This window comes from Bradyrhizobium sp. HKCCYLS3013 (genome assembly GCF_051167615.1).
Lineage (GTDB): Bacteria > Pseudomonadota > Alphaproteobacteria > Rhizobiales > Xanthobacteraceae > Bradyrhizobium.
This window is the reverse complement of record NZ_JBNPTK010000007.1, coordinates 20,492-41,252: the sequence shown is the minus strand read 5'-3', so window position 1 is coordinate 41,252 and position 20,761 is coordinate 20,492. Positions and strand designations below refer to the sequence as shown.

15 protein-coding genes are annotated in these 20,761 nt (G+C 66.4%); 10 read left to right on the top strand and 5 right to left on the bottom strand.

From position 1 onward, the window contains the following. Window positions 1–242 precede the first annotated feature (242 nt). A complete protein-coding gene (locus ACQR1F_RS14825; protein ID WP_315800604.1) occupies window positions 243–2,306 on the top strand; it encodes a putative bifunctional diguanylate cyclase/phosphodiesterase in 2,064 nt (687 codons plus the stop codon). Window positions 2,307–2,319: 13 nt separating this feature from the next. On the opposite strand, the gene ACQR1F_RS14820 is transcribed toward ACQR1F_RS14825, so the two are convergent. Further along, a complete protein-coding gene (locus ACQR1F_RS14820) occupies window positions 2,320–3,501 on the bottom strand; it encodes a substrate-binding domain-containing protein (RefSeq protein WP_434907398.1) in 1,182 nt (393 codons plus the stop codon). Between the two features lie 185 nt (window positions 3,502–3,686). On the opposite strand from ACQR1F_RS14820, the gene ACQR1F_RS14815 reads away from it, so the two are divergent. The 3 genes from ACQR1F_RS14815 (at window position 3,687) to ACQR1F_RS14805 (ending at window position 7,203) form a co-directional block, all read left to right on the top strand. Further along, window positions 3,687–4,130, top strand: a complete 444-nt coding sequence (locus tag ACQR1F_RS14815; RefSeq protein WP_315735215.1) for a MarR family winged helix-turn-helix transcriptional regulator — start codon at window positions 3,687–3,689, stop codon at window positions 4,128–4,130. Window positions 4,131–4,443: 313 nt separating this feature from the next. Continuing rightward, a complete protein-coding gene (locus tag ACQR1F_RS14810; RefSeq protein WP_434913355.1) occupies window positions 4,444–6,351 on the top strand; it encodes an acyl-CoA synthetase in 1,908 nt (635 codons plus the stop codon). A 123-nt stretch (window positions 6,352–6,474) separates the two neighbouring features. After that, the gene (locus ACQR1F_RS14805; RefSeq protein ID WP_434893263.1) at window positions 6,475–7,203 is read left to right on the top strand and encodes an outer membrane protein; all 729 of its coding nucleotides are present in this window, start codon (window positions 6,475–6,477) and stop codon (window positions 7,201–7,203) included. Window positions 7,204–7,260: 57 nt separating this feature from the next. On the opposite strand, the gene ACQR1F_RS14800 is transcribed toward ACQR1F_RS14805, so the two are convergent. Beyond that, window positions 7,261–8,199: a glycerophosphodiester phosphodiesterase gene (locus tag ACQR1F_RS14800; RefSeq protein WP_434913354.1), complete on the bottom strand. Its 939-nt coding sequence runs from the start codon at window positions 8,197–8,199 to the stop codon at window positions 7,261–7,263. A 275-nt stretch (window positions 8,200–8,474) separates the two neighbouring features. Here ACQR1F_RS14800 and ACQR1F_RS14795 point away from each other — a divergent pair, with 275 nt between their 5' ends. Together ACQR1F_RS14795 and ACQR1F_RS14790 are read left to right on the top strand one after the other, a co-directional pair. Further along, a complete protein-coding gene (locus tag ACQR1F_RS14795) occupies window positions 8,475–9,773 on the top strand; it encodes a flavin-dependent oxidoreductase (RefSeq protein WP_434890413.1) in 1,299 nt (432 codons plus the stop codon). A gap of 72 nt (window positions 9,774–9,845) precedes the next feature. Then, window positions 9,846–10,967, top strand: a complete 1,122-nt coding sequence (locus ACQR1F_RS14790) for a glycoside hydrolase family 3 N-terminal domain-containing protein (RefSeq protein WP_434913353.1) — start codon at window positions 9,846–9,848, stop codon at window positions 10,965–10,967. Window positions 10,968–11,244: 277 nt separating this feature from the next. On the opposite strand, the gene secA is transcribed toward ACQR1F_RS14790, so the two are convergent. Next, window positions 11,245–14,097: a preprotein translocase subunit SecA gene (gene secA / locus ACQR1F_RS14785; RefSeq protein WP_434873405.1), complete on the bottom strand. Its 2,853-nt coding sequence runs from the start codon at window positions 14,095–14,097 to the stop codon at window positions 11,245–11,247. 392 nt (window positions 14,098–14,489) lie between these two features. On the opposite strand from secA, the gene ACQR1F_RS14780 reads away from it, so the two are divergent. Together ACQR1F_RS14780 and argJ are read left to right on the top strand one after the other, a co-directional pair. Next, on the top strand, window positions 14,490–15,407 hold the full coding sequence (locus ACQR1F_RS14780) for a peptidylprolyl isomerase (RefSeq protein ID WP_316216846.1): 918 nt from the start codon (window positions 14,490–14,492) through the stop codon (window positions 15,405–15,407). A gap of 252 nt (window positions 15,408–15,659) precedes the next feature. Then, window positions 15,660–16,901, top strand: a complete 1,242-nt coding sequence (gene argJ, locus ACQR1F_RS14775) for a bifunctional glutamate N-acetyltransferase/amino-acid acetyltransferase ArgJ (protein ID WP_434840282.1) — start codon at window positions 15,660–15,662, stop codon at window positions 16,899–16,901. A 60-nt stretch (window positions 16,902–16,961) separates the two neighbouring features. On the opposite strand, the gene ACQR1F_RS14770 is transcribed toward argJ, so the two are convergent. Continuing rightward, window positions 16,962–18,290: a TadE/TadG family type IV pilus assembly protein gene (locus ACQR1F_RS14770; protein ID WP_434848539.1), complete on the bottom strand. Its 1,329-nt coding sequence runs from the start codon at window positions 18,288–18,290 to the stop codon at window positions 16,962–16,964. Between the two features lie 180 nt (window positions 18,291–18,470). On the opposite strand from ACQR1F_RS14770, the gene ACQR1F_RS14765 reads away from it, so the two are divergent. Further along, complete coding sequence (locus ACQR1F_RS14765) at window positions 18,471–18,881, top strand: (deoxy)nucleoside triphosphate pyrophosphohydrolase (RefSeq protein WP_172184528.1); 411 nt, start codon at window positions 18,471–18,473, stop codon at window positions 18,879–18,881. A 117-nt stretch (window positions 18,882–18,998) separates the two neighbouring features. On the opposite strand, the gene ACQR1F_RS14760 is transcribed toward ACQR1F_RS14765, so the two are convergent. Then, window positions 18,999–19,856: a methyltransferase domain-containing protein gene (locus ACQR1F_RS14760; RefSeq protein ID WP_316182891.1), complete on the bottom strand. Its 858-nt coding sequence runs from the start codon at window positions 19,854–19,856 to the stop codon at window positions 18,999–19,001. Window positions 19,857–19,934: 78 nt separating this feature from the next. Between ACQR1F_RS14760 and ACQR1F_RS14755 the strand changes: the two genes are divergently transcribed. Beyond that, window positions 19,935–20,738, top strand: a complete 804-nt coding sequence (locus ACQR1F_RS14755; protein ID WP_434846552.1) for a ComF family protein — start codon at window positions 19,935–19,937, stop codon at window positions 20,736–20,738. Window positions 20,739–20,761 lie beyond the last annotated feature (23 nt).

Here is a 20,761-nt window from a genome sequence, read left to right as displayed (position 1 = left end):
CTGCGTGTTCCAGCTCCGCAAAGAGTCGTGCATGGCGTTGGCAGTTTCGTCACGATGTCCCAGGTTCCATGGCGAAACCCAGCGCCGGCGGCCGGCGGCTTAATCATCGGCTGTCCAACCTCGTGCATGACTCAACGCGGGCAGAGGTGCTGCCCGCGTTGACGCTTCGCTAACCGCGATTCCGCGCGCGCCAAAACCCGTCCCGCCGCGGAGCGTAGCTGGCTGCGTGAGGTAAATTGCCGATGTTGACGATTCTGTCCTGCCTGCCCGCCGATCATGATCTGCGCTACGTCGCCGCCGCGCTGCTGGTCTGCGTGCTCGGCTCCCTGCTGTCGATGCGGCTGCTGGCGCGCGTCCGCCGCAACACCGGCCTGCGACGCTTCCATCTGCTGTTCCTGGCCGGGCTGGTCGCCGGCGGCACGGTCTGGACGACGCATTTTGCCGCCATCCTCGGCTATGACGCATCCGGCAACCGTTCGTTCGAGGCGGGACTCACGTTCGCTTCGCTCGGCCTCGCCGTGGTGTTTTCCTGGCTGGGCTTCTTCATCACCACGCGAACGCAGCGCGGCCCGCTGATCGAGGCCGGCGGCGCCGTGTTCGGGCTGGGCATCGCCGCGATGCATTACACCGGCATGGGCGCGCTCAATCTCGACGGCATCCGAACCTGGCACGCGCCGGCGATCTGGCTCTCGGTCGCGCTGGCGACGGGCTTCGGCGCCGTCGCCGCCAACCGCATCGCCCGTCCCGTCACGCGGTTCTGCAAATATGGCAGCTCGCTGGCGATGGTGCTCGCGATCCTGAGCCTGCATTTCACCGGCATGGCTGCGCTGACCTTGGCGCCGATGGCCGGCATCGACGCGCCCGTGCAATCGCTGTCCGACAGCGTGATGCTGATCAGCATCGTCACCGGCATCGGCCTGATCATGGCGATGGCCGCCTCGGCCTATATGATCGATCTGCAGGCGGCGCAGGAGGCTGTCGAAGGCTATCGGCAGCTCGCGTTGCAGGATCCGCTGACCGGCCTGCCCAACCGCAACGGCCTCGGCCATCGGCTGGCGCCGCTGCTGACCGACGGCGACGAGACGGCGCACCTGGTGGTGCTCGCGATCGACCTCGACCGCTTCAAGGACATCAACGACGCGCACGGCCATGCCGCGGGCGATGCCGTGCTGACGATGATCGCTCAGCGTATTGCATCGACGCTGCAGCCCGGCGAGTTCCTGGCGCGGATCGGCGGCGACGAGTTCGTCGCGGTCAAGAGCGAGATCTTCGCGCGCACCGAGGCGGCGAAGTTCGCCGAGCGGATGCGCACGCTGGTGCTGGCGCCCGTCGAGTGGGAGGAACGCAGCCTCTCGGTCGGCTGCAGCATCGGCATCGCGCTGCATCCCGACCACGGCCTCACCGCCGACGAGCTTCTCACCCGCGCCGACCTCGCGATGTACCGCGCCAAGAGTCTCGGCCAGGGCAAGATCTGCACCTATGAGCCGTCGATGGACGAGGCCAGCCGGCGCCGCGCCGAGCTCGCCATCGACCTCAAGCGCGCGCTGGTGCGCAACGAGTTCGAGCTGCACTACCAGGTGCAGAACGACACGCAGAGCGGCGGCATCATCGGCTTCGAGGCGCTGCTGCGCTGGAATCACCCGGTGAAGGGCCGCGTGCCGCCGAACGATTTCATTCCGATGGCCGAACAAACCGGGCTGATCGTCGACATCGGCGACTGGGTGCTGCGCACCGCCTGCGCCACCGCCGCGAGCTGGAGCCAGCCGTTCAAGGTCGCCGTCAACGTCGCGCCGATGCAGCTCAACCACGACCTGCCGAAGCGCGTCGCCGAGGTGCTGCGCGAGACCGGATTGGCGCCGGAGCGGCTGGAGATCGAGCTGACAGAAACGGGCATCATCGCCGACCGCCAGCACGCGCTACAGGTAATGCAGGCGCTGAAGGCCATCGGCGTCACGGTGGCGATGGACGATTTCGGCACCGGCTACTCGTCGCTGTCGACGCTGCAGGTGTTTCCGTTCGACAAGATCAAGGTCGACAAGAGCTTCATCCAGTCGGTCGAGACCAGCGTGCACGCCGCGGCGATCGTCAAGGCGACCCTGCTGCTCGGGCGCAGCCTCAACATCCCCGTGCTGGCCGAGGGCGTCGAGACCGAGCAGCACCTCGCCTTCCTGCGCGAGGAGGGCTGCAGCAGCGTGCAGGGCTTCCTGTTCGGCAAGCCGATGCCGCAGGAGGCGATCAGCCGGATGATCCGCGACGTGCCGACAGCGCCGGCGCGCGCGCCTGCCAAGAGCGCTGCGGCTGCCTGAGCAGGCGGACGTCTCAGAAAGTTCGGATGATCTTGAAATCGAGCCCGTCGGCCGCGGCGAGATGCATCGCCATGCCGGCGCGGCCCTGCCGGATCGTCACCTCGCCGCGCGCGCCGGAATAGACGATGTTGCGGCCGGCGGCAGCGAGCGGTCGCAGGGACAGCGAGCCGGCGCGCTCGGCGGCGGCCTTCAGGAAGCGCAGGCCCTCGTAGTTCGACTGGCCGACCGATCCGACCGGCGGCGCTTGGGCGCCAAACATGGCGGTGTAGCGGCTCATGAACGCGTCATTGGCCTTGGAGCCGATGCAGCTGAAATAGCCGGAAGAGGTATACAGATTCTCGGTGTTGTCGGCGCCGATGCCGAGCAGCACCGTTTCGTCCACCGCGCCGGCGAGACGCAGCGTGGTCGCGGCGAGACCCGACTCGCCGAAGGCGCGGTTGAAGGTGATGCTGTCGGTGCCGATCAGCGAGACCAGCACGACATCCGGCCGGGCGGCGCGGATGCGCGCCAGATGCGCCTGGTGATCATCCTCGCCCACCGGCACGAACTCCTCGCCGACCACCTGGCCGCCGGCCTCGGTGATGTAGGTCTTGGTCTGAAGATGCGACTGCCACGGCCAGACATAGTCGCTGCCGATCAGGTACCAGCGCCGGGCGCGCTTGTTCTCCGCCAGCCAGTGGATGGCAGGGCGCGTCTGGCTGTGCGGCGTCTCGCCGATCGCCATCACGCCGGGCGTGCGCTCGCCGCCTTCATAGACCGGCGTATACACATAGGGGATGCGGCCGCGGGTGAGCCGGCGCAGCGCCAGCCTGACCGCGCTGATATGCGAGCCCGTCACGACGTCGATATCGTCGAATTCGAGGGCATCCCTGGCGCGCTCGGCCACCTCGGCCACAGGGCCGCCGGAATCGTAGAACGACAATTCGATCTCGCGGCCGAGGATGCCGCCGCGGCGATTGATCTCGGACACCGCCAGCAGCGCGCTGTTGGTCGCGGCCGGCCCCCAGATGCCGGGCGAGCCGGAGAAGGTGAGGAAGTTGCCGATGCGCAGCCTGCTCCGGGAGCCGCGCCGCTGGAGATGGTCGGGATCGAAGGGGGCGAGTGCAGGAAGGCCGGCCCGCCGGGGCGGGCTCCTGAACAGCAGGGATGGCGGCAGACCGAAACGCCCGGCCGTGACAGATCCTGTCGAGAGCACACCCACTCCTTGGCCGCAACCGTGTCTGGCCCATTGTGGGCCGGCGGTCATACGCCGTCAAAATCAGCACGCGTTCGGCAAATATCCTATTCGAAAATGTTGAATGTTCAAGAATTGGGATGCATATAGATCGGGCAGCAACTGCCGGACATTCATTCAAGCCGGGACCGCAAGCGAAGTTCATCGTGGCCAAACCGCCCCATCCCAACACCCCCCTCACCGAACATCTCGCCTATCTGCTCGCGCAGGCCAACCGGGAGATCAACCGGCAGCTGGAATCGCGCCTCAGCACGGAAGGCGTGCCCGTCGAGCAGTGGCGCATCCTCAAGGTGCTCTCGGACGGCGAGGGACACTCGATGGGCGACCTCGCCGACGCGGTGCTGCTGAACCACCCGACCCTGACCAAGATGATCGACCGCATGGTGTCCGACTCGCTGGTCTACCGTCGCCAGGACGCCCACGACCGCCGCAAGGTGCTGATGTTCATCAGCGACCATGGCAAAGCGCTGTGCAAGCGGCTGAACTCGCTGGCGGCCAGCCAGGAAGCGCACATCCTGGAGAACTATGGCGACAAGGCCACCGGCGAGCTGAAGCGGCTGCTCGAGAATTTGATCGACGCGGCGAGCTGAGGAGGCGCTGCTTGAACGATCGATTCGCGGTGCGCGTTAATGCGCCACCTCCCCTTGTGGGAGAGGGCGCTGTATCGCACTGCGCATGGCGGGGCTCGATCCGGGTGAGCGACAGCGCGCTTCTCCCCAACTAACGCTGCAGCGCAGCGTTGCCGCGACAATTCTCCCGGAGTCCCCAATCATACCGGGATAGACGCAAGACGAATCCTCGCTCATCCTGTCCTCTCGCGATCGCGACGAACGGGCCAAAGAGCCCGCGCGCGATCACCGGCCGCATCGGCCGGACGAGGACACGACACCGGGAGGATAGGCCATGGGCATTCATCTGCTCGATCGCGCCATCGGCAGCGATTATCCGACATTCGCCAGCACCGCTGACATCCGCGCCTTCGAGCAGACGCCGTATGATGAACGCATCGCCGCTCAAAGCACCTATGAGGCGCTGAAATGCGGCGCTTCTGCCAATCCGGACGCGCCGGCGATCCAGTTTCTGCAGAATGCCGATCCGGCCGATACGCCGGTCGTGATCTCCTATCGCGACTTCGTCGCCAGGGTGACGCAGGCCGCGAACATGTTTCATGCGCTCGGCGTCGGCCCTGACGACGTCGTCAGCTTCATGCTGCCTCTGGTGCCGGACGCGTTCGTGACGCTGTTCGGCGCCGAGGCGGCCGGCATCGCCAACCCGGTCAATCCGCTGCTCGAGCCGCACCAGATCGCCGAGATTCTCGATGCCGCCAAGACCAAGGTGCTGGTGGCGCTCGGTCCCCTGCCCGGCACCGACATCTGGCAGAAGGTGGAGAAGGTGCGCGGCGGCCTCAAGCACCTCAAGGCGATCGTGCAGGTGCATGGCGGCGGCGGTGATCCTGCCAACGGCATTCATGCCTTCAACGATTTGATCGGGCCGCAGCCGAGCGATCATCTGGTCAGCGGCCGGCAGATCAAGGCGAGCGACACCGCCGCCTATTTCCACACCGGCGGCACCACCGGCACGCCGAAGCTGGTGCGGCACAGCCATGGCAATCAGGTCTATCAGGCCTGGGGCGTCAACCTGATCCTGAAGGCCAAGCCCGGCGGCACCCTGCTGTTCGGCATGCCGCTGTTTCACGTCGGGGGATCGCTGACCCAGGCGCTGCAGACGCTGTCGGCGGGCGGCTGCCTCGTCGTGCTCTCCGGCGCCGGCTGGCGCAATCCGAACGCGGTGCGCAACATCTGGGGCCTGGTCGAGCGCTTCAAGCCGGAGACGCTGTCGAGCGTGCCGACCGTGCTGGCGGCGACGCTCGCGGTGCCGCAGGGCGATGCCGACATCTCCAGCCTGCGCTACGCCGCAGGCGGCGGCTCGGCGATTCCGGTCGCGGTCGGACAGGCGATCATGGACAAGCTCAAGCTGCCGGTGATCGAAGTCTACGGCATGACCGAGACCGCGAGCGTGCACACCATGGCCTATCCGGACCAGCCGATCCGGCTCGGCTCGGTCGGCCTGCCCCTGCCTTACGCCAAGGTGCGGATCGTCAAGCTCGACGCCGATGGCCGTTACGAGCGCGATTGCGCACCGGATGAGATCGGAGTCGTCATCATGGCCGGGCCCGGCGTGTTCTCCGGCTATCTCGACGACGTCCACAACAAGGGCGCCTTCGTCCAGGGACATTGGGTGAACTCCGGCGATCTCGGCCGGCTCGATGCCGACGGCTTCCTGTGGATCACCGGCCGCGCCAAGGATCTCGTCATCCGCGGCGGCCACAACATCGATCCGGCGCCGATCGAGGAGATCCTGTTCCAGCATCCTTCGGTCGGCTTCGCCGCGGTGGTCGGCCAGCCCGACGCTTACGCCGGCGAGCTGCCGATCGGCTATGTTCAGCTCAAGCCCGGTGCTGCCGTGCAGCCGGGCGAGCTGGAGGACTGGGTGCGCGCGCGCACGCCGGAGCGCGCCGCCGTGCCGGTGCAGATCATCCCGATCGATCCGATGCCGGTGACCGGCGTCGGCAAGGTGTTCAAGCCGCAGCTGCGCTGGGATGCCGCGGCGCGCGTGTTCACCAAGGTGCTGTCGCAACTGACCGACCGCGGCATCGATTGCAGCGTCAAGGTCGGCGCCCATGGCAGCCACGGCAGCCTCGCCACGGTGACCTTGCGCAACGTGCCGGCGGAGAGCCGGGAGGCGATCGAGACCGAGGTGCACACGCTGCTGGCGCCGTTCGTGATCCGGCACGAGGTGGTGATGGGGTGAGCACCGGCAGAGCAAGAGCCCCAAGTGGGGGGCTCGGTAATTTTGCGGAATGTTGCGGTCGAACTACATGCAGTTCGACCGCTGCATGTTACCACCTCGGCGGGAAGCTGAGGAATTCTGGGAATGCTGAGAGTTCTACTGGGTACGGCGGCGATTGCCTTCACCGCCTCGACTGTGTTCGCCGCCGATCTGCCGCTCAAGGCCAGCCGCCCGGCAGCTCCCATCAAGTTCACCTGGACCGGCTGTTTCGTCGGTGGCCATCTCGGCGGACTGGTCAGCGACGATCGGACGACGAATGATCTCGGCGTCTCAAGGGACTACGATGCCGCAGGCTTTGTCGGTGGCGGCCAGATCGGCTGCGACTACCAGTTTGCGCCCAACTGGGCGATCGGCGCCGAAGCCCGCGCTTCCTGGAGCACGCTGCGAACAAGTCATCCCGGCTCAGTGCGGAACCGCATCACCGGAGCGGTCCGCCCCTCGCAATTCATCACAACGAACGATGTCCTGGCTTCAGCAACGGTTCGGCTCGGCTACATCTATGGCGAGCGTTGGCTGGTCTATGCCCGCGGCGGTGCTGCATGGACCCGCGAGCGCAATGAGGACCCGTTCATCCTGCCGGCGGGAGATGCGGTCGATCCGAGCACGACGTCGACGCGGCCCGGCTGGACCGTCGGAGGCGGTGTCGAGTGGGCCTTTGCGCCGCATTGGTCGGCGAATGTCGAATACAACTACTATGACTTCGGCACCCGCGGCATCACGATGACCAACACGGCCCCGGTCGTCAACATCACCGGCTTCGAGGTCAGCGACCGCATGCACGCCGCAACGCTCGGCGTGAACTATCGATTCTGAGACCGCGGGCTCGCACGCACGGGATTTGTTGAGGCGGACGGCTGCCGCCGTCCGTTTCTACTTTGGCTCGCCGGGCGATGCCGCGGGCCATAAGACGCCCTTCTCGACCGCCACCTTGCGCAACAGATCCGGACGATCGGAGATGATGCCGTCGGCTCCGATATCGATCAGCCGCGCCATGTCCTCGGGCTTGTTGACCGTCCACACGACGGCTCGCAAGCCGAGCGCATGCGCCTCACTGATCAGCTCGGGCGTGACATCGGCGAAATAGGGCGACCACACCTTGCCGCCGGCCGCGCGGATTGTGCGCGGCAGCGAGCCGCCGTGATCGGCGGGGTTGAAGCCGGCAGTCCAATGCGTGGCCTGTGCGAGAGAGACGTTCGGCGACCTGCCGCGCTGGATCGTCAGATACACCGTCGGAATCTCGGGCGCACGCTGCCGCACCAGCTGCAGGGTGCGCCAGTCGAACGACTGGACCATGACGCGGTCGGTGAACGCCTCCGCCTTCAGCAGATCGAGCAGCAGCGTGACGAAGCGTTCCGGATCGGGCGCCTCCTCGGGATGATGGGGATCGAGCTTGGTCTCGATGTTGAGGCGCACATGCGTGTTGCCCGCGCTGCGCACCAGATCGATGAGCTGTTTCAGGGTCGGAATGCACGGCGGAGGAACATCACCCGACAAGGCCCGCTGCTCCGGAAACTGCCTGGCGTAGTCGCTGCCTGGACGGATCTGGCCGAGGTCGTAGGACTGCACCTCCGAGAGCGGCAGCTCGATCAGCAGCGGCCCGGGCTGAGCGACGTAGTTGCCGGCGGCATCGCGGGCGAGATCCGGATTGATGCGCCGCTCATGCGAGACCACGAGCACGCCATCGCGAGTGGCACCGATATCGAGCTCGAGCGTGTCGACACCCATTGCCAGCGCAGCGGCAAAGGCCTGCAGCGTGTTCTCCGGAAACAGACCGCGGCCGCCGCGATGAGCCTCGATGTCGAAGGCCATGGCTAGGCTCCCAGCAAAAGAGAGAAGCAGGGACAGAGACAATACGAGACATCGGCGCCACATGGCGCCAGCCTATCATACCTGCACGGAGAGCCCATTCCCCTTGTCTCCGCGCGCCTTCTGAACTAGGCCTTTTCCCATCAGACCGGCAGACGATGCCTGTCGTGGATCGAGGGGAGGCGATTCCCGCGCGCGCTGCAGCGCCCGCGCCCCCATGCCCTTTGACCCTCCTTGCGAGCCTTGTTTTCCGAGTTCACGCGCGACGGACCATGCCCATGACCGACCTCCCTGTCATCATCGCCGGCGGCGGCATCGGCGGCCTGGCGACGGCGCTGACCCTGCAGCAGATCGGCGTGCCCTGCATCGTCCATGAAAGCGTGCGCGAGATGCGGCCGCTCGGCGTCGGCATCAATTTGCAGCCCAATGCGGTGCGCGAGCTCTACGACCTCGGCATCGGCGCTGCCGATCTCGACCAAGTCGGCGTCCCCGCGAAGGAATGGGCGCTGGTCGGGCTGAACGGCAACGACATCTATTCCGAGCCGCGCGGCCTGCTCGCCGGCTACGACTGGCCGCAATATGCCGTGCATCGCGGCAAGCTGCACATGCTGCTGTACAGCCGGCTGGTGGAGCGTGCCGGGCGCGACGCCGTGCGGCTCGGCAGCCGCGTCACTGGATATGACAAGAATGCCGATGGGTCGGTGATGGCCCGCGTCGAGCATGCCGACGGCTCGCGCTCCGAGCAGCGCGGGCGGCTCCTGATCGGCGCCGACGGCATCCACTCGGCGATCCGGGCGCAGATGCATCCCACGCAGCCGCCGATCCATTGGGGCGGCGCCGTGATGTGGCGCGGCGTCACCTGGGCGAAGCCGATGCGCACCGGCTCGTCCTTCGTCGGGCTGGGCACCCACCGCCATCGCGTCGTGGTCTATCCGATCTCGCATCCCGATCCGAAGACCGGACTGGCGCTGATCAACTGGATCGCGGAAGTGACGATGGACAACACCGAGGGCTGGAAGCAGACCGGCTGGTTCCGGCAGGTGCCGGTAGCTGAGTTCGCGCATCATTTCGCCGGCTGGACCTATGACTGGCTCGACGTGCCCGCGCTGATCGCCGGCGCCGACGGCGCCTACGAGAACCCGATGATCGACCGCGATCCGGTCTCGACCTGGGTCGACGGCCCCGTGGCGCTGATGGGCGACGCCGCGCATGCGATGTATCCGACCGGCTCCAACGGCGCCAGCCAGGCGATCGTGGACGCGCGCGTGCTCGGCGCCTGCCTGCTGGTGCATGGCGTGACGCCCGCCGCGCTCGCGGCCTATGACGAGAAACTGTGCGCCCCGATCTCGCAGGTCATCCTGCGCAACCGCGGCGCCGGACCGTTCGGCCTGCTCAATCTGGTGGACGAGCGTTGTGGCGGGACGTTCACCGATATCGATGACGTGATCCCGCCGGCCGAACGCGACGCGTTCATGGCCGGCTACAAGAAGGCGGCCGGCTTTGCGATCGAGCAGCTGAACGCGGCGCCGCGGACGATTGCGGAAGGGGCAAGGGTCGGCGGTCTGGCGACGATCTGAGTCCTGCGGTCAGCGACGTGATCTGAACCGGTGAACCTGAGTCGCCGAAACAGCCGCCAAGCGGGGATCGCCATGCTCCGACGATTTGGTCGACGGTCCCTGGCGGCCGCATTCCTGACGCTGACGGGTCAGACCGGCCTTGCTGCCGACTGCAGCAAGAGACCGGCAACCGCGCAACTGGTCGGCCCGATGATCATGGCCGGTTTCTTCGGGACCAAGACATCGGATCCGGGATTTCAGCAAGTCCTGTCCGATCTCGAGGAGGGGCTGATCGGCGGCGTCGTCATCCTCGGCCGCAACGTCGGAACATCGGACGATCTCACCGCGATGATCGACCGGATCCGATCATGCAAATGCGCGTCTCCTCCGTTCATCGCCATCGACGATGAAGGAGGTTCGGTCGAGCGGCTCGGATCGAATGTCGGCCTTGCGGAAACACCGTCGGCCGCAGAGGTCGCTCGCGGCTCCATCACGGCGGCGCGAAGCGCTTACACCGCGCTCGCCGAGAAGCTCGCGACGCTGCACATCAACATAAATCTCGCGCCGGTGGTGGACCTCAACACCAACCCGTCGAACCCGGTCATCGGGCAGCGGCAACGCAGCTATGGCGCCGACTCCGACGCCGTCGTGCGCTATGCGGCGGCGTTCATCCAGGCGCACCGAAAAAAAGGCATCCTGACGGTGCTCAAGCATTTTCCCGGGCATGGATCATCGACCGCCGACAGCCATGCCGGCATTGCCGACGTCACAACCACCTGGTCACCGGCAGAGTTGAAGCCGTACCGGCGGCTGATGAGGCGAGGGCTCGCCGGGGCGATCATGGTCGGACATCTGGCCAATTCCCGGCGATGGGGCGGCGTTGCCACCCAGAGCAACGGACATGCGATCGATCGCCTGCTGCGCCGCGACCTCGGCTACGACGGCGTGGTGATGACGGACGATCTCGCCATGAAAGCCATCCTCGATGCCAAGCCACCGGCCGCCGCCGCCATCGACGCGGTCAAGGCGGGTGCGGATATCATCATGTTCACCAAATTGAGCGACGCGGATCAGACCTCCGACGTCGGCCGCGAGATCAATCGCGCGCTGACCGCCGCCGTCTGCTCCGGCGAGCTCAAGGCCGGCAACCTGCAACGCTCCGCCGCGCGCATCCGAAAGTGGACGTCGGGCTGGACGCAGCACGGCCGCTCGTAAGCACAGCATCACGCGCGCGTCGCCGTGCGCTGATCTCAGCCCCATGCTGCCAGCAGGTGTGAGGCGGCATGCTGGAGCGAGCAGTGTGCGCAAGCACGCCGGCCTGCGGTTATGGATCCCGGCGTTCGCCGGGATGACGGTGGTGGGTTCGGCACACAGCTCGATGAACAGCGTCATTGCGAGCGCTGCGAGGCTATCCAGAGTCGCGGACGGGACTCTGGATTGCTTCGCTTCGCTCGCAACGACAATGGAGAGACTGCCGCGCGCAGACCCGCGCCTACGCGTACTTTCCGTGGCAGTGCTTGTACTTCTTGCCCGAGCCGCACGGGCAATCCTCGTTGCGGCCGATCTTGCCCCAGGTGGCGGGGTCGTTCGGGTTGCGCGCTTCGGCCGGGACCGGAGCTGCACCTGACGACGGCACGAGCGACACGTTGGCGAAGGCCATCTCGTCCTCGCCGGTGTTGGGATCCGCGTGGTGCGCCTGCATCGGCGGCAGCACCTGCTGCTGCTCCTCCGGCGGCACGATCTCGACCCGCATCAGCTGCGCGGTGACGGCCTCGCGCAGATGCGCGATCATGGCCTCGAACAGCGTGAAGGCTTCCGACTTGTACTCCTGCAACGGATCGCGCTGGCCGTAGCCGCGCAGGCCGATGACCTGGCGCAGATGATCGAGCATCACCAGGTGCTCGCGCCAGAGATGGTCCAGCGTCTGCAGCAGGATCGTCTTCTCGACGTAGCGCATCACGTCGGGGCCCCATTGCGCGACCTTGGCGGCCATGCGCTCGTCGGCGTGGGTCTCGATGCGCTTGAGCAGCTCCTCGTCGGCGATGCCCTCTTCCTTCGCCCATTCGTCGACCGGCAGGTCGAGGTCGAGCACGCGCTTCAGCTCCTCCTTCAGGCCGGCCACGTCCCACTGCTCGGCATAGGCATGCTCGGGCACGTGCTTGCTGACGAGATCGTCGATGAAGGCATGGCGCATGTCGGTGATCGTTTCGACGACGCTCTCGTCCTGCATCAGCTCGACGCGCTGGTCGAAGATCACCTTGCGCTGGTCGTTCTGGACGTTGTCGAACTTCAGGAGGTTCTTGCGGATGTCGAAGTTGCGCGCCTCGACCTTCTGCTGCGCCTTCTCCAGCGCCTTGTTGATCCAGGGATGGATGATGGCTTCGCCTTCCTTCAGGCCGAGCCGGGTCAGCATGCTGTCGAGCCGGTCGGACCCGAAGATCCGCATCAAATCGTCTTCCAGCGACAGGAAGAACTTGGAGCGGCCGGGGTCGCCCTGGCGGCCTGAGCGGCCGCGCAACTGGTTGTCGATGCGGCGGGATTCGTGGCGCTCGGAACCGATGATGTAGAGGCCGCCCGGCTTGGTCACGGTCTTGGCAGGCTTCGAGCCCTTGGCCGGCTCGATCTCGACCGTCTCCTCGGCCTTCAACACGATCTCGCGGAAGCGGGCGATGTCGGCCTTGATCTGCTCGATCTTGGCGGCCTTCTCGGCCTCATCAGTAATGCCACCGGTCTCCTGCTGGATGCGCATCTCCAAGGAGCCACCGAGCTTGATGTCGGTGCCGCGGCCGGCCATGTTGGTCGCGATCGTGATCGCGCCGGGCACGCCGGCTTCCGCCACGATATAGGCTTCCTGCTCGTGGAAGCGCGCGTTCAGCACTGCGAACAGCTTGGCCGGCTTGCCGGCGCGGGCCGCAGCATAGAGCTTGTCGAGCGCGCGCTCGCTGCCGAAATCGATCTGCTTGTAGCCGTGCTGCTTGAGATAGGCGGCCAGCACCTCGGACTTCTCGATCGAGGCGGTGCCGACCAGCACCGGCTGCAGGCGCGAATTCGCTCGCTCGATCTCGGCGAGGATCGCGGCGTATTTCTCCTGCTGGGTGCGATAGACCTCGTCATCCTCGTCGAGACGCGCGACCGGCAGGTTGGTCGGGATCTCCAGCACCTCGAGCTTGTAGATGTCGAACAGCTCGTCGGCCTCGGTGGCGGCCGTGCCGGTCATGCCGGCGAGCTTGGCGTACATGCGGAAGTAGTTCTGGAAGGTGATCGAGGCCAGCGTCTGGTTCTCGGGCTGTACCGGCTGGTGCTCCTTGGCCTCGAGCGCCTGGTGCAGGCCCTCCGAATAGCGCCGGCCCGGCATCATGCGGCCGGTGAATTCGTCGATGATCACGACCTCGCCGTCGCGGACGATGTAGTCCTTGTCGCGGGTGAACAGCGTGTGTGCGCGCAGCGCCTGGTTGATGTGATGGACGACGGAGACGTTCTCGACGTCGTAGAGCGAGTCGCCCTTGAGCTGGCCGGCGTCACGCAGCAGGGTCTCGATCTTCTCCATGCCGGCTTCGGTGAGCGTCACCGTGCGCTGCTTCTCGTCGACCTCGTAGTCGGTCTTGTCGAGCTTCGGCACGAAGGTGTCGATGGTGTTGTAGAACTCCGAGCGATCGTCGAGCGGGCCGGAGATGATCAGCGGCGTGCGCGCCTCGTCGATCAGGATCGAGTCCACCTCGTCGACGATCGCGAAATAGTGCCCGCGCTGGACCATGTCCTCCAGCCGGTACTTCATGTTGTCGCGCAGGTAGTCGAAGCCGTATTCGTTGTTGGTGCCGTAGGTGATGTCGCAGGCATAGGCCGCCTTGCGCTCGGCATCGTCGAGGCCGTGCACGATCACGCCGGTGGTCAGGCCGAGGAAGCCGTAGATCTGGCTCATCCAGCCGGCGTCGCGGCGGGCGAGGTAGTCGTTCACCGTCACGACGTGGACGCCCTTGCCGGCCAGCGCGTTGAGGTAGACGGCCAGTGTCGCCACCAGCGTCTTGCCTTCGCCGGTCTTCATCTCGGCGATGTCGCCCTCGTGCAGCACCATGCCGCCGATCAGCTGGACGTCGAAATGGCGCTGGCCGAGGGTGCGCTTGGAGGCCTCGCGGACGGTGGCGAAGGCCGGGACCAGGATATCGTCGAGGGTCTTGCCGTCGGCGAGCTGCGTCTTGAACTCCTCGGTGCGCGCCTTGAGCTGCTCGTCGGTCAGCTTGGCGAGCTCCGGCTCCAGCGCGTTGATGGCGTTGACACGGGACTGGTAGCCCTTGACGCGACGGTCGTTGGCGGAGCCGAATAGCTTACGGGCGAGCGCGCCGATCATTGCTGAAATCCTGCCTCTATGGGGTCTGCGTAGCAGCCGTAACTCGTGGTTTGGGTTTGCTGTTCCCGACGTGATGCACCGCAGCACCCGCGCCAGCCTCGACCTTCGGCGCCGGGCGGCGTCCGCCAGATGAGTGGGAGACAGGCAAACCAGGGTTCAACGGCCAAAAACGCAGCAAAATAAGCGCTATCGCCCTTGAAGCGACCGGGGAGAGATATGGCTGGGGGGGAACGTTGTCAACGGCGCCCGACGGCGGGCCGTCGCCGCCAACATGTCGCCGATTTCACGAAATTGACAGACTTTTCGCGTTGCCAAGGCCCGGCGATTGGGCGAGTGTCCCGGCCGCCCTGAGGCCTCCCCCTCGAGCCCCCTCTTCTCAACAAGGATTTTCCATGACCACGTCGTTCCCGGTTACGAAAACCGGCCTGCGCCTCGGCCTCGCCACCGCTCTCGCCGGAAGTCTCGCGTTGTCCCTGCTTGCCGCGCCCGCACGCGCCGCCGACGATGCCAACCCGGTGCTGGCCAAGGTGAACGGCGCCGAGATCCGCAAGAGCGACGTGACGCTCGCCGAGGAGGAGCTCGGACAGAGCCTCGCGCAGATGGATCCGGCGACGAAGGACGAGAACGTGCTGTCGTTCCTGATCGACATGAAGCTGGTCGCCAAGGCGGCCGAGGACAAGAAGGTCGCCGACACCGAGGAGTTCAAGAAGCGCCTCGCCTTCACCCGCAACCGGCTGCTGATGGACAGCCTGCTCGCCACCGAGGGCAAGGCCGCGACCACGCCGGACGCGATGAAGAAGGTCTATGAGGAAGCCGCCAAGCAGATCGGCGGCGAACAGGAGGTCCACGCCCGCCACATTCTGGTGGAGACCGAGGACGAGGCCAAGGCCGTCAAGGCCGAGCTCGCCAAGGGCGCCGATTTCGCCGAGCTCGCCAAGAAGAAGTCCAAGGATCCCGGCGCCTCGGACGGCGGCGACCTCGGCTTCTTCACCAAGGAGCAGATGGTGCCGGAATTCGCCAACGTCGCCTTCTCGCTGGAGCCGGGCAAGATCTCCGATCCGGTGAAGACCCAGTTCGGCTGGCACGTCATCAAGGTCGAGGAAAAGCGCAGCCGCAAGCCGCCGGAGTTCGACCAGGTCAAGGGCCAGATCGAGACCTACGTCACCCGCAAGGCGCAGGCCGACTACGTCGGCAAGCTGCGCGAGGCCGCCAAGATCGAGCGCCTGGACAAGCCGGCCGCGACCGACGCGGCCAAGCCGGCGGATGCCAAGCCCGCCGATGCGAAGCCGGCCGAGCCGGCGAAGAAGTAAGCGGCATCGCCACTTGGCTTGAGACGCGACATACTCACGTCATGAACAGCGTCGTCCCCGCGAACGCGGGGACCCATACCGCGTGATGCCTGAAACGGGCATGCGGCCGATACCGCGGATCACGACTAAATCCTGTGGTTATGGATCCCCGCGTTCGCGGGGATGACACCGTGGGAGTTGCAAGCCTCTCCCGTATCATTGGCTGAGATGATACAGAGCGCTTCCCGCTCATCCCTGCCGGAAGCCTCTCCGATGTCCTCAGCCGTCTCCCCGCTCGCCCCCACCGATGTCCCCGACATGCCGGCGCTCGCCGGCGTCAAGCTCGCGACTGCGGCGGCCGGCATCCGCTACAAGAACCGCACCGACGTGCTGCTGGCGCTGCTCGATCCCGGCACCACGGTGGCCGGCGTGTTCACGCTGTCGAAATGCCCGTCGGCGCCGGTCGAATGGTGCCGGGCCAAGCTGAAGGGCGGCAAGGCGCGCGCGCTGGTGGTGAACTCCGGCAACGCCAACGCCTTCACCGGCAAGACCGGCAAGCAGTCGACGGCGCTGACGGCGGCCATCGCCGCCAAGGCGGTCGGCTGCAAGCAGGACGAGATCTTCCTGGCCTCGACCGGCGTGATCGGCGAGCCGCTGGATGCGACCAAATTCGACGGCGTGCTCGAAGGGTTGGCCGGCACCGCGGCGCCTGAGGACTGGATGGGCGCGGCGCGCGCCATCATGACCACCGACACCTTCCCGAAGGTGGCGACCGCCACCGTGAAGCTCGGCAAGGCCAGGGTGACGATCAACGGCATGGCCAAGGGCGCCGGCATGATCGCGCCAGACATGGCGACAATGCTGTCGTTCATCTTCACTGATGCGCCGATCACGGCCCCCGCACTGCAGGCGCTGCTCAAGGCCGGCGTCGAGGACACCTTCAACGCGGTGACGATCGACGGCGATACCTCGACCTCCGACACCCTGCTCGCCTTCGCCACCGGCGCCGCCGCGGCGAAGGGCGCGCCGAAGATCAGCCGCGCCAGCGATCCGCGCGCCAAAGCATTCGTCAAGGCGTTCAACGCCGTGCTGGCCGACCTCGCCGAGCAGGTCGCGCGCGACGGCGAGGGCGCCCGCAAGCTGGTCGAGATCATCGTCGAGGGCGCCAAGAGCAAGCCGTCGGCGCGCAAGATCGCGATGTCGATCGCCAACTCGCCGCTGGTGAAGACCGCGATCGCCGGCGAGGACGCCAACTGGGGCCGCGTGGTGATGGCGGTCGGCAAGGCCGGCGAGCCGGCCGACCGCGACAAGCTCTCGATCTCGTTCAACGGTATCCGCGTCGCATCGAAGGGCGCGCGCGATCCGTCCTATGACGAGGCGGAAGTCTCCGAGGCGATGAAGGCGCAGAAGGTGCAGATCAAGGTCGCGCTCGGCCTCGGCAAGGGCCGCGACCGTGTGCTGACCTGCGACCTGACCAAGGAGTATGTCGCGATCAACGGCGACTACCGGTCCTGATTCCGCAACCGACCGCGGCAAGGAAGCGCGCAAATGCCGGCGTGCTTCCTGCCAAATTGATCAACTCGCGATCCGTGCGTCGGCGACCGCCTTCTGGAACAGGGCCTTCATCGCCTCGGCGATGCCCTGGGTCGGCGACACCTCGAAGTAGAATCCATCCGAGGCGCAGGCCTGCATCTTCTGCGCGATCTCGCTGTTCGGCGACGGACCGAACGGCCCCTTGTTGAAGGGATCGATCCAGCTCATGTACCAGCTGTTGGTCGGCAGCTGCAGATAGGTCGTGTAGAGCACCGCGATCTTGATGCCGCGGTTCTTGAGCGTGGTGCAGAGCGCCGGATTGATCGGCGACTGGCAGCGATTGCCGCTGGCCTTGGGCTTCAGGCAGGACGCGTTGCTCTCGTCCGCGACCCCGTCGGAGACGAAGAACAGGTATTTCAACGGCGAGCCGGTGGTGCCGTCGCCGGGCGTCGAGATTTCGTTGTTGATGGCGGGGAATACCGAGGTGAACGGCGTATCCTTGTCGGCCGTGTAGGCGTCATTGTTGCCGTAGACGCCCATCAGGTCGATGTTGCCCGCCGCGCTCTTGGCGCTGGATAGGCTCGACGACAGCGAAAACAGCGCCCGCAATCCGATCGTCTTCGACGCCGCGCCGAAATCATAGATCGCCATGCGGAACTGGTTCGTATAGGTCTGCGTCTGCTGCGCCGTGTCCATCAGCTGCTGGGTGGCGTTGCGCAGCACGTCGATCCGGGTGGTGACGTTGAGCGTCTTGGCGAGGTTGTAGTAGTTGTTGGCGTCGTTGTAGTCGTGGCAGGCGAAGGCGCATTTGTCGGAGGTCGCATTGACCATCTTGGTCACGTCCGCCGGCGTCGCCGCCACGCCCATCGACGGCGAATTGTCGAGCAGCAGATAAAAATCGATGTATCGCGGCATCGAAGCCTTGGCCGTCGACGAGCCCTGCAGGGCCATGGTCTTGAACCCGACGATGTTCATGAACATCATCGGCACGGTGGCCGAGAACGACACGGTGGCGGTCAGCACCGAGCCGGCCTTCTTCACCTCCGGCGTCAGGCTGGTCAGCGTATAGCCCGACGTGCCGGACATGTTGCCGTTGAAGATCTTTGCCGCGTCGTCGTTGCCGGCGGCAATCACGCCGTCCGAGGTCATCGTGCCCGCGGCGATGAAGGCCGGCGCGGTGCGGGACACTGCGCCGACCGAGGCAGCGTCGACAGCCGCCTGCAGCTTGGCGCGCATCTGGTTGGCGCGGCTGTAGTCGACGCCGCAGCCGACCGCGGTGATCAGCGGAACGCAGACGATCGCGAACGTCACTGCGACGTTGCCGCTGACGTCGCGGCGCAGGCGGCCGAGCAGGCTGGATAGAATTCGCATGAATGATGCCTAACAAACCATGAGGAGGCCACGGCGTTCACCCGTGAAAATACGCGGCCGGCCATTAAGGTTGGCTTATTTCAACCGTGGAAACGGGGCGCGAAACGGCCTAGGTTAAAATTCCCTCAACAGCGTGCCTGGTTCTCGGACCGGCGCATCCCTCTCGCAACCGATCGGATCATGCCCGACCTGAAACTCACGCTCGTCGTCGCCTGCGCGCTCGTCGACGCCGACAATCGTGTGCTGCTGGCGCAGCGGCCGCCCGGCAAGACGCTCGCGGGACTCTGGGAGTTTCCCGGCGGCAAGCTCGAGCCGGGTGAGCGCCCCGAAGCGAGCCTGATCCGCGAACTCGACGAGGAGCTCGGCATCACCGTGCGCGAGGCCTGCCTCGCACCGCTGACCTTTGCCAGCCACGCCTATGAGACGTTCCATCTGCTGATGCCGCTCTACATCTGCCGGCGCTGGGAAGGCGTGGTCACCGCGCGCGAGGGCCAGCAACTGGCCTGGGTGCGGCCGAACAAGCTGCGCGACTATCCGATGCCGCCCGCGGACATTCCGCTGCTGCCGCATCTGATTGATTTATTGATGTAGCTGGGACGGCGCCCAACCTCACTCGTCATGCGCGGACTTGATCCGCGCATCCATCCTCTTCCGAAGACTCTCGAAGAGGATGGATCGCCGGGTCAAGCCCGGCGATGACGAGTCTGCTTACTCGCGATCACCGGCTCCCTGGCTCCGCTTCACCGCGGCCTCCAGGCTCGCTGTCGCCGAGCCCGGCTTCAGCGGCTTCTGCTGGCTTTCGTGCGGCGCCCAGCCGGAGATCCAGATGATGTCGAAAGTGGCGCGGATGCGGCCGTCGGGATCGGCGAAGCGCTCGGCATAGATTTCGGCCATCCGCAGCAAGGTCGCACGACGCAGCGGCGTGCGGCGGCGCTCGACCAGGCTGTTGGTCGCGCCCATGCGGCGGAGATCCTGCATCAGGCCGAACGCACTGGCATAGCGCACCACGACCCGGTCGACGTCGGTGACCGGCAGAGCAAAGCCGGCACGCTGCAACAGACCGCCGACATCGCGCAGATCGGCGAACGGGACGACACGCGGCGACACACCGCCCTCGCATTCGGCCTCGGCGGCCGCGAAGGATTGCCGGAGCTCGGTCAGCGTATCGCCGCCGATCATCGCCGCAAGCAGCAGACCATCTGGGCGCAAGGCCCGGCGAACCTGCACCAGCAGGCCGGGCAGGTCATTGACGAATTGGAACGCCAGCGCCGACAGCGCCAGATCGAGCGATTGCGGCGCCAGCGGCAGCGTCTCATCCGCCGTGGCGGGCGCCGCCAGATGGGCCAGTTGCGCAACACCGCCTGTGAGATGTGGCGCCAAACCGGCGCCGGGCGTCCAGATATCGGCGGCCGCATCGAACGACCGGTTCACCGCGGCGAGGCGGTCCGCGATGTCCTCGGCGACGCGCTCCAGCAGGAACGTCTCGGGCGCGCCCGCAGCCCGCCGCTGCCGCTGCGCAAGCAGGGGACGGTCGAACAGAATGGGAGCTGTCGCGGGCTGGGTCATCGGGGCTGGTTACGCCGATCCTGGTGGCCGGGCAATGCGCCGCTTGAGCGGCGCGGGTTGCGACGCTAGCCTCAACACATGGGCGTGACGTTTGCTCCAATCAGCGTCGGACGACTTCGTACAGCCGTAGGCGCGCTGCACGGCGGTCTCGCGCATGTCGCGAAGCTCGCACTCGACGTCGCGCTCCCCACGCTGTGCATCGCCTGTCGCGAGCCGGTCGACGGCGAGGGCGTCTGTGCCGCCTGCTGGGGCAAGCTCTCGTTCATCGAGCGGCCTTATTGCCCCAAGCTCGGCATCCCCTTCGTCTACGATCCCGGTCCGGAGCTGTTGTCGATGGAGGCGATCGCGGCGCCGCCGGCCTATGCCCGCGCCCGCGCGGCGGTGCGCTATGACGAGGTCGCCCGCACCCTGGTGCATCAGCTGAAATATCAGGATCGCACCGATCTGGCGCCGATCATGGGACGCTGGATGGCCCGCGCCGGCCGTGAGCTGCTGGCCGAAGCCGACCTCGTGGTCCCCGTGCCCCTGCATTGGCGGCGCGGCTTTTCCCGCCGCTATAACCAGTCCGGCGCCCTTGCCCGGGTGGTCGCCCGCTGTAGCCGCGTCCGAATGAGCGGCGATACGCTGCGCCGTGTCCGCGCCACCGAGCAGCAGGTCGGCTTGTCGCGCGCCCAGCGCGCCAGCAATGTGCAGGGCGCATTCCAGGTATCTTCAGACCGCCTGCATGAGGTGCAGGGGCGCCGCATCGTGATCGTCGACGACGTGCTGACCACCGGCGCGACGGTGGATGCCTGCGCCCGCGCTCTGCTGCGCGCCAAGGCGGCCGAGGTCGGCGTGCTGGTCTTCGCCCGGGTTGTCGATGCCCCCCGCGCTCCCATATAATCTGTCGTTCTGAAACAGCTGAG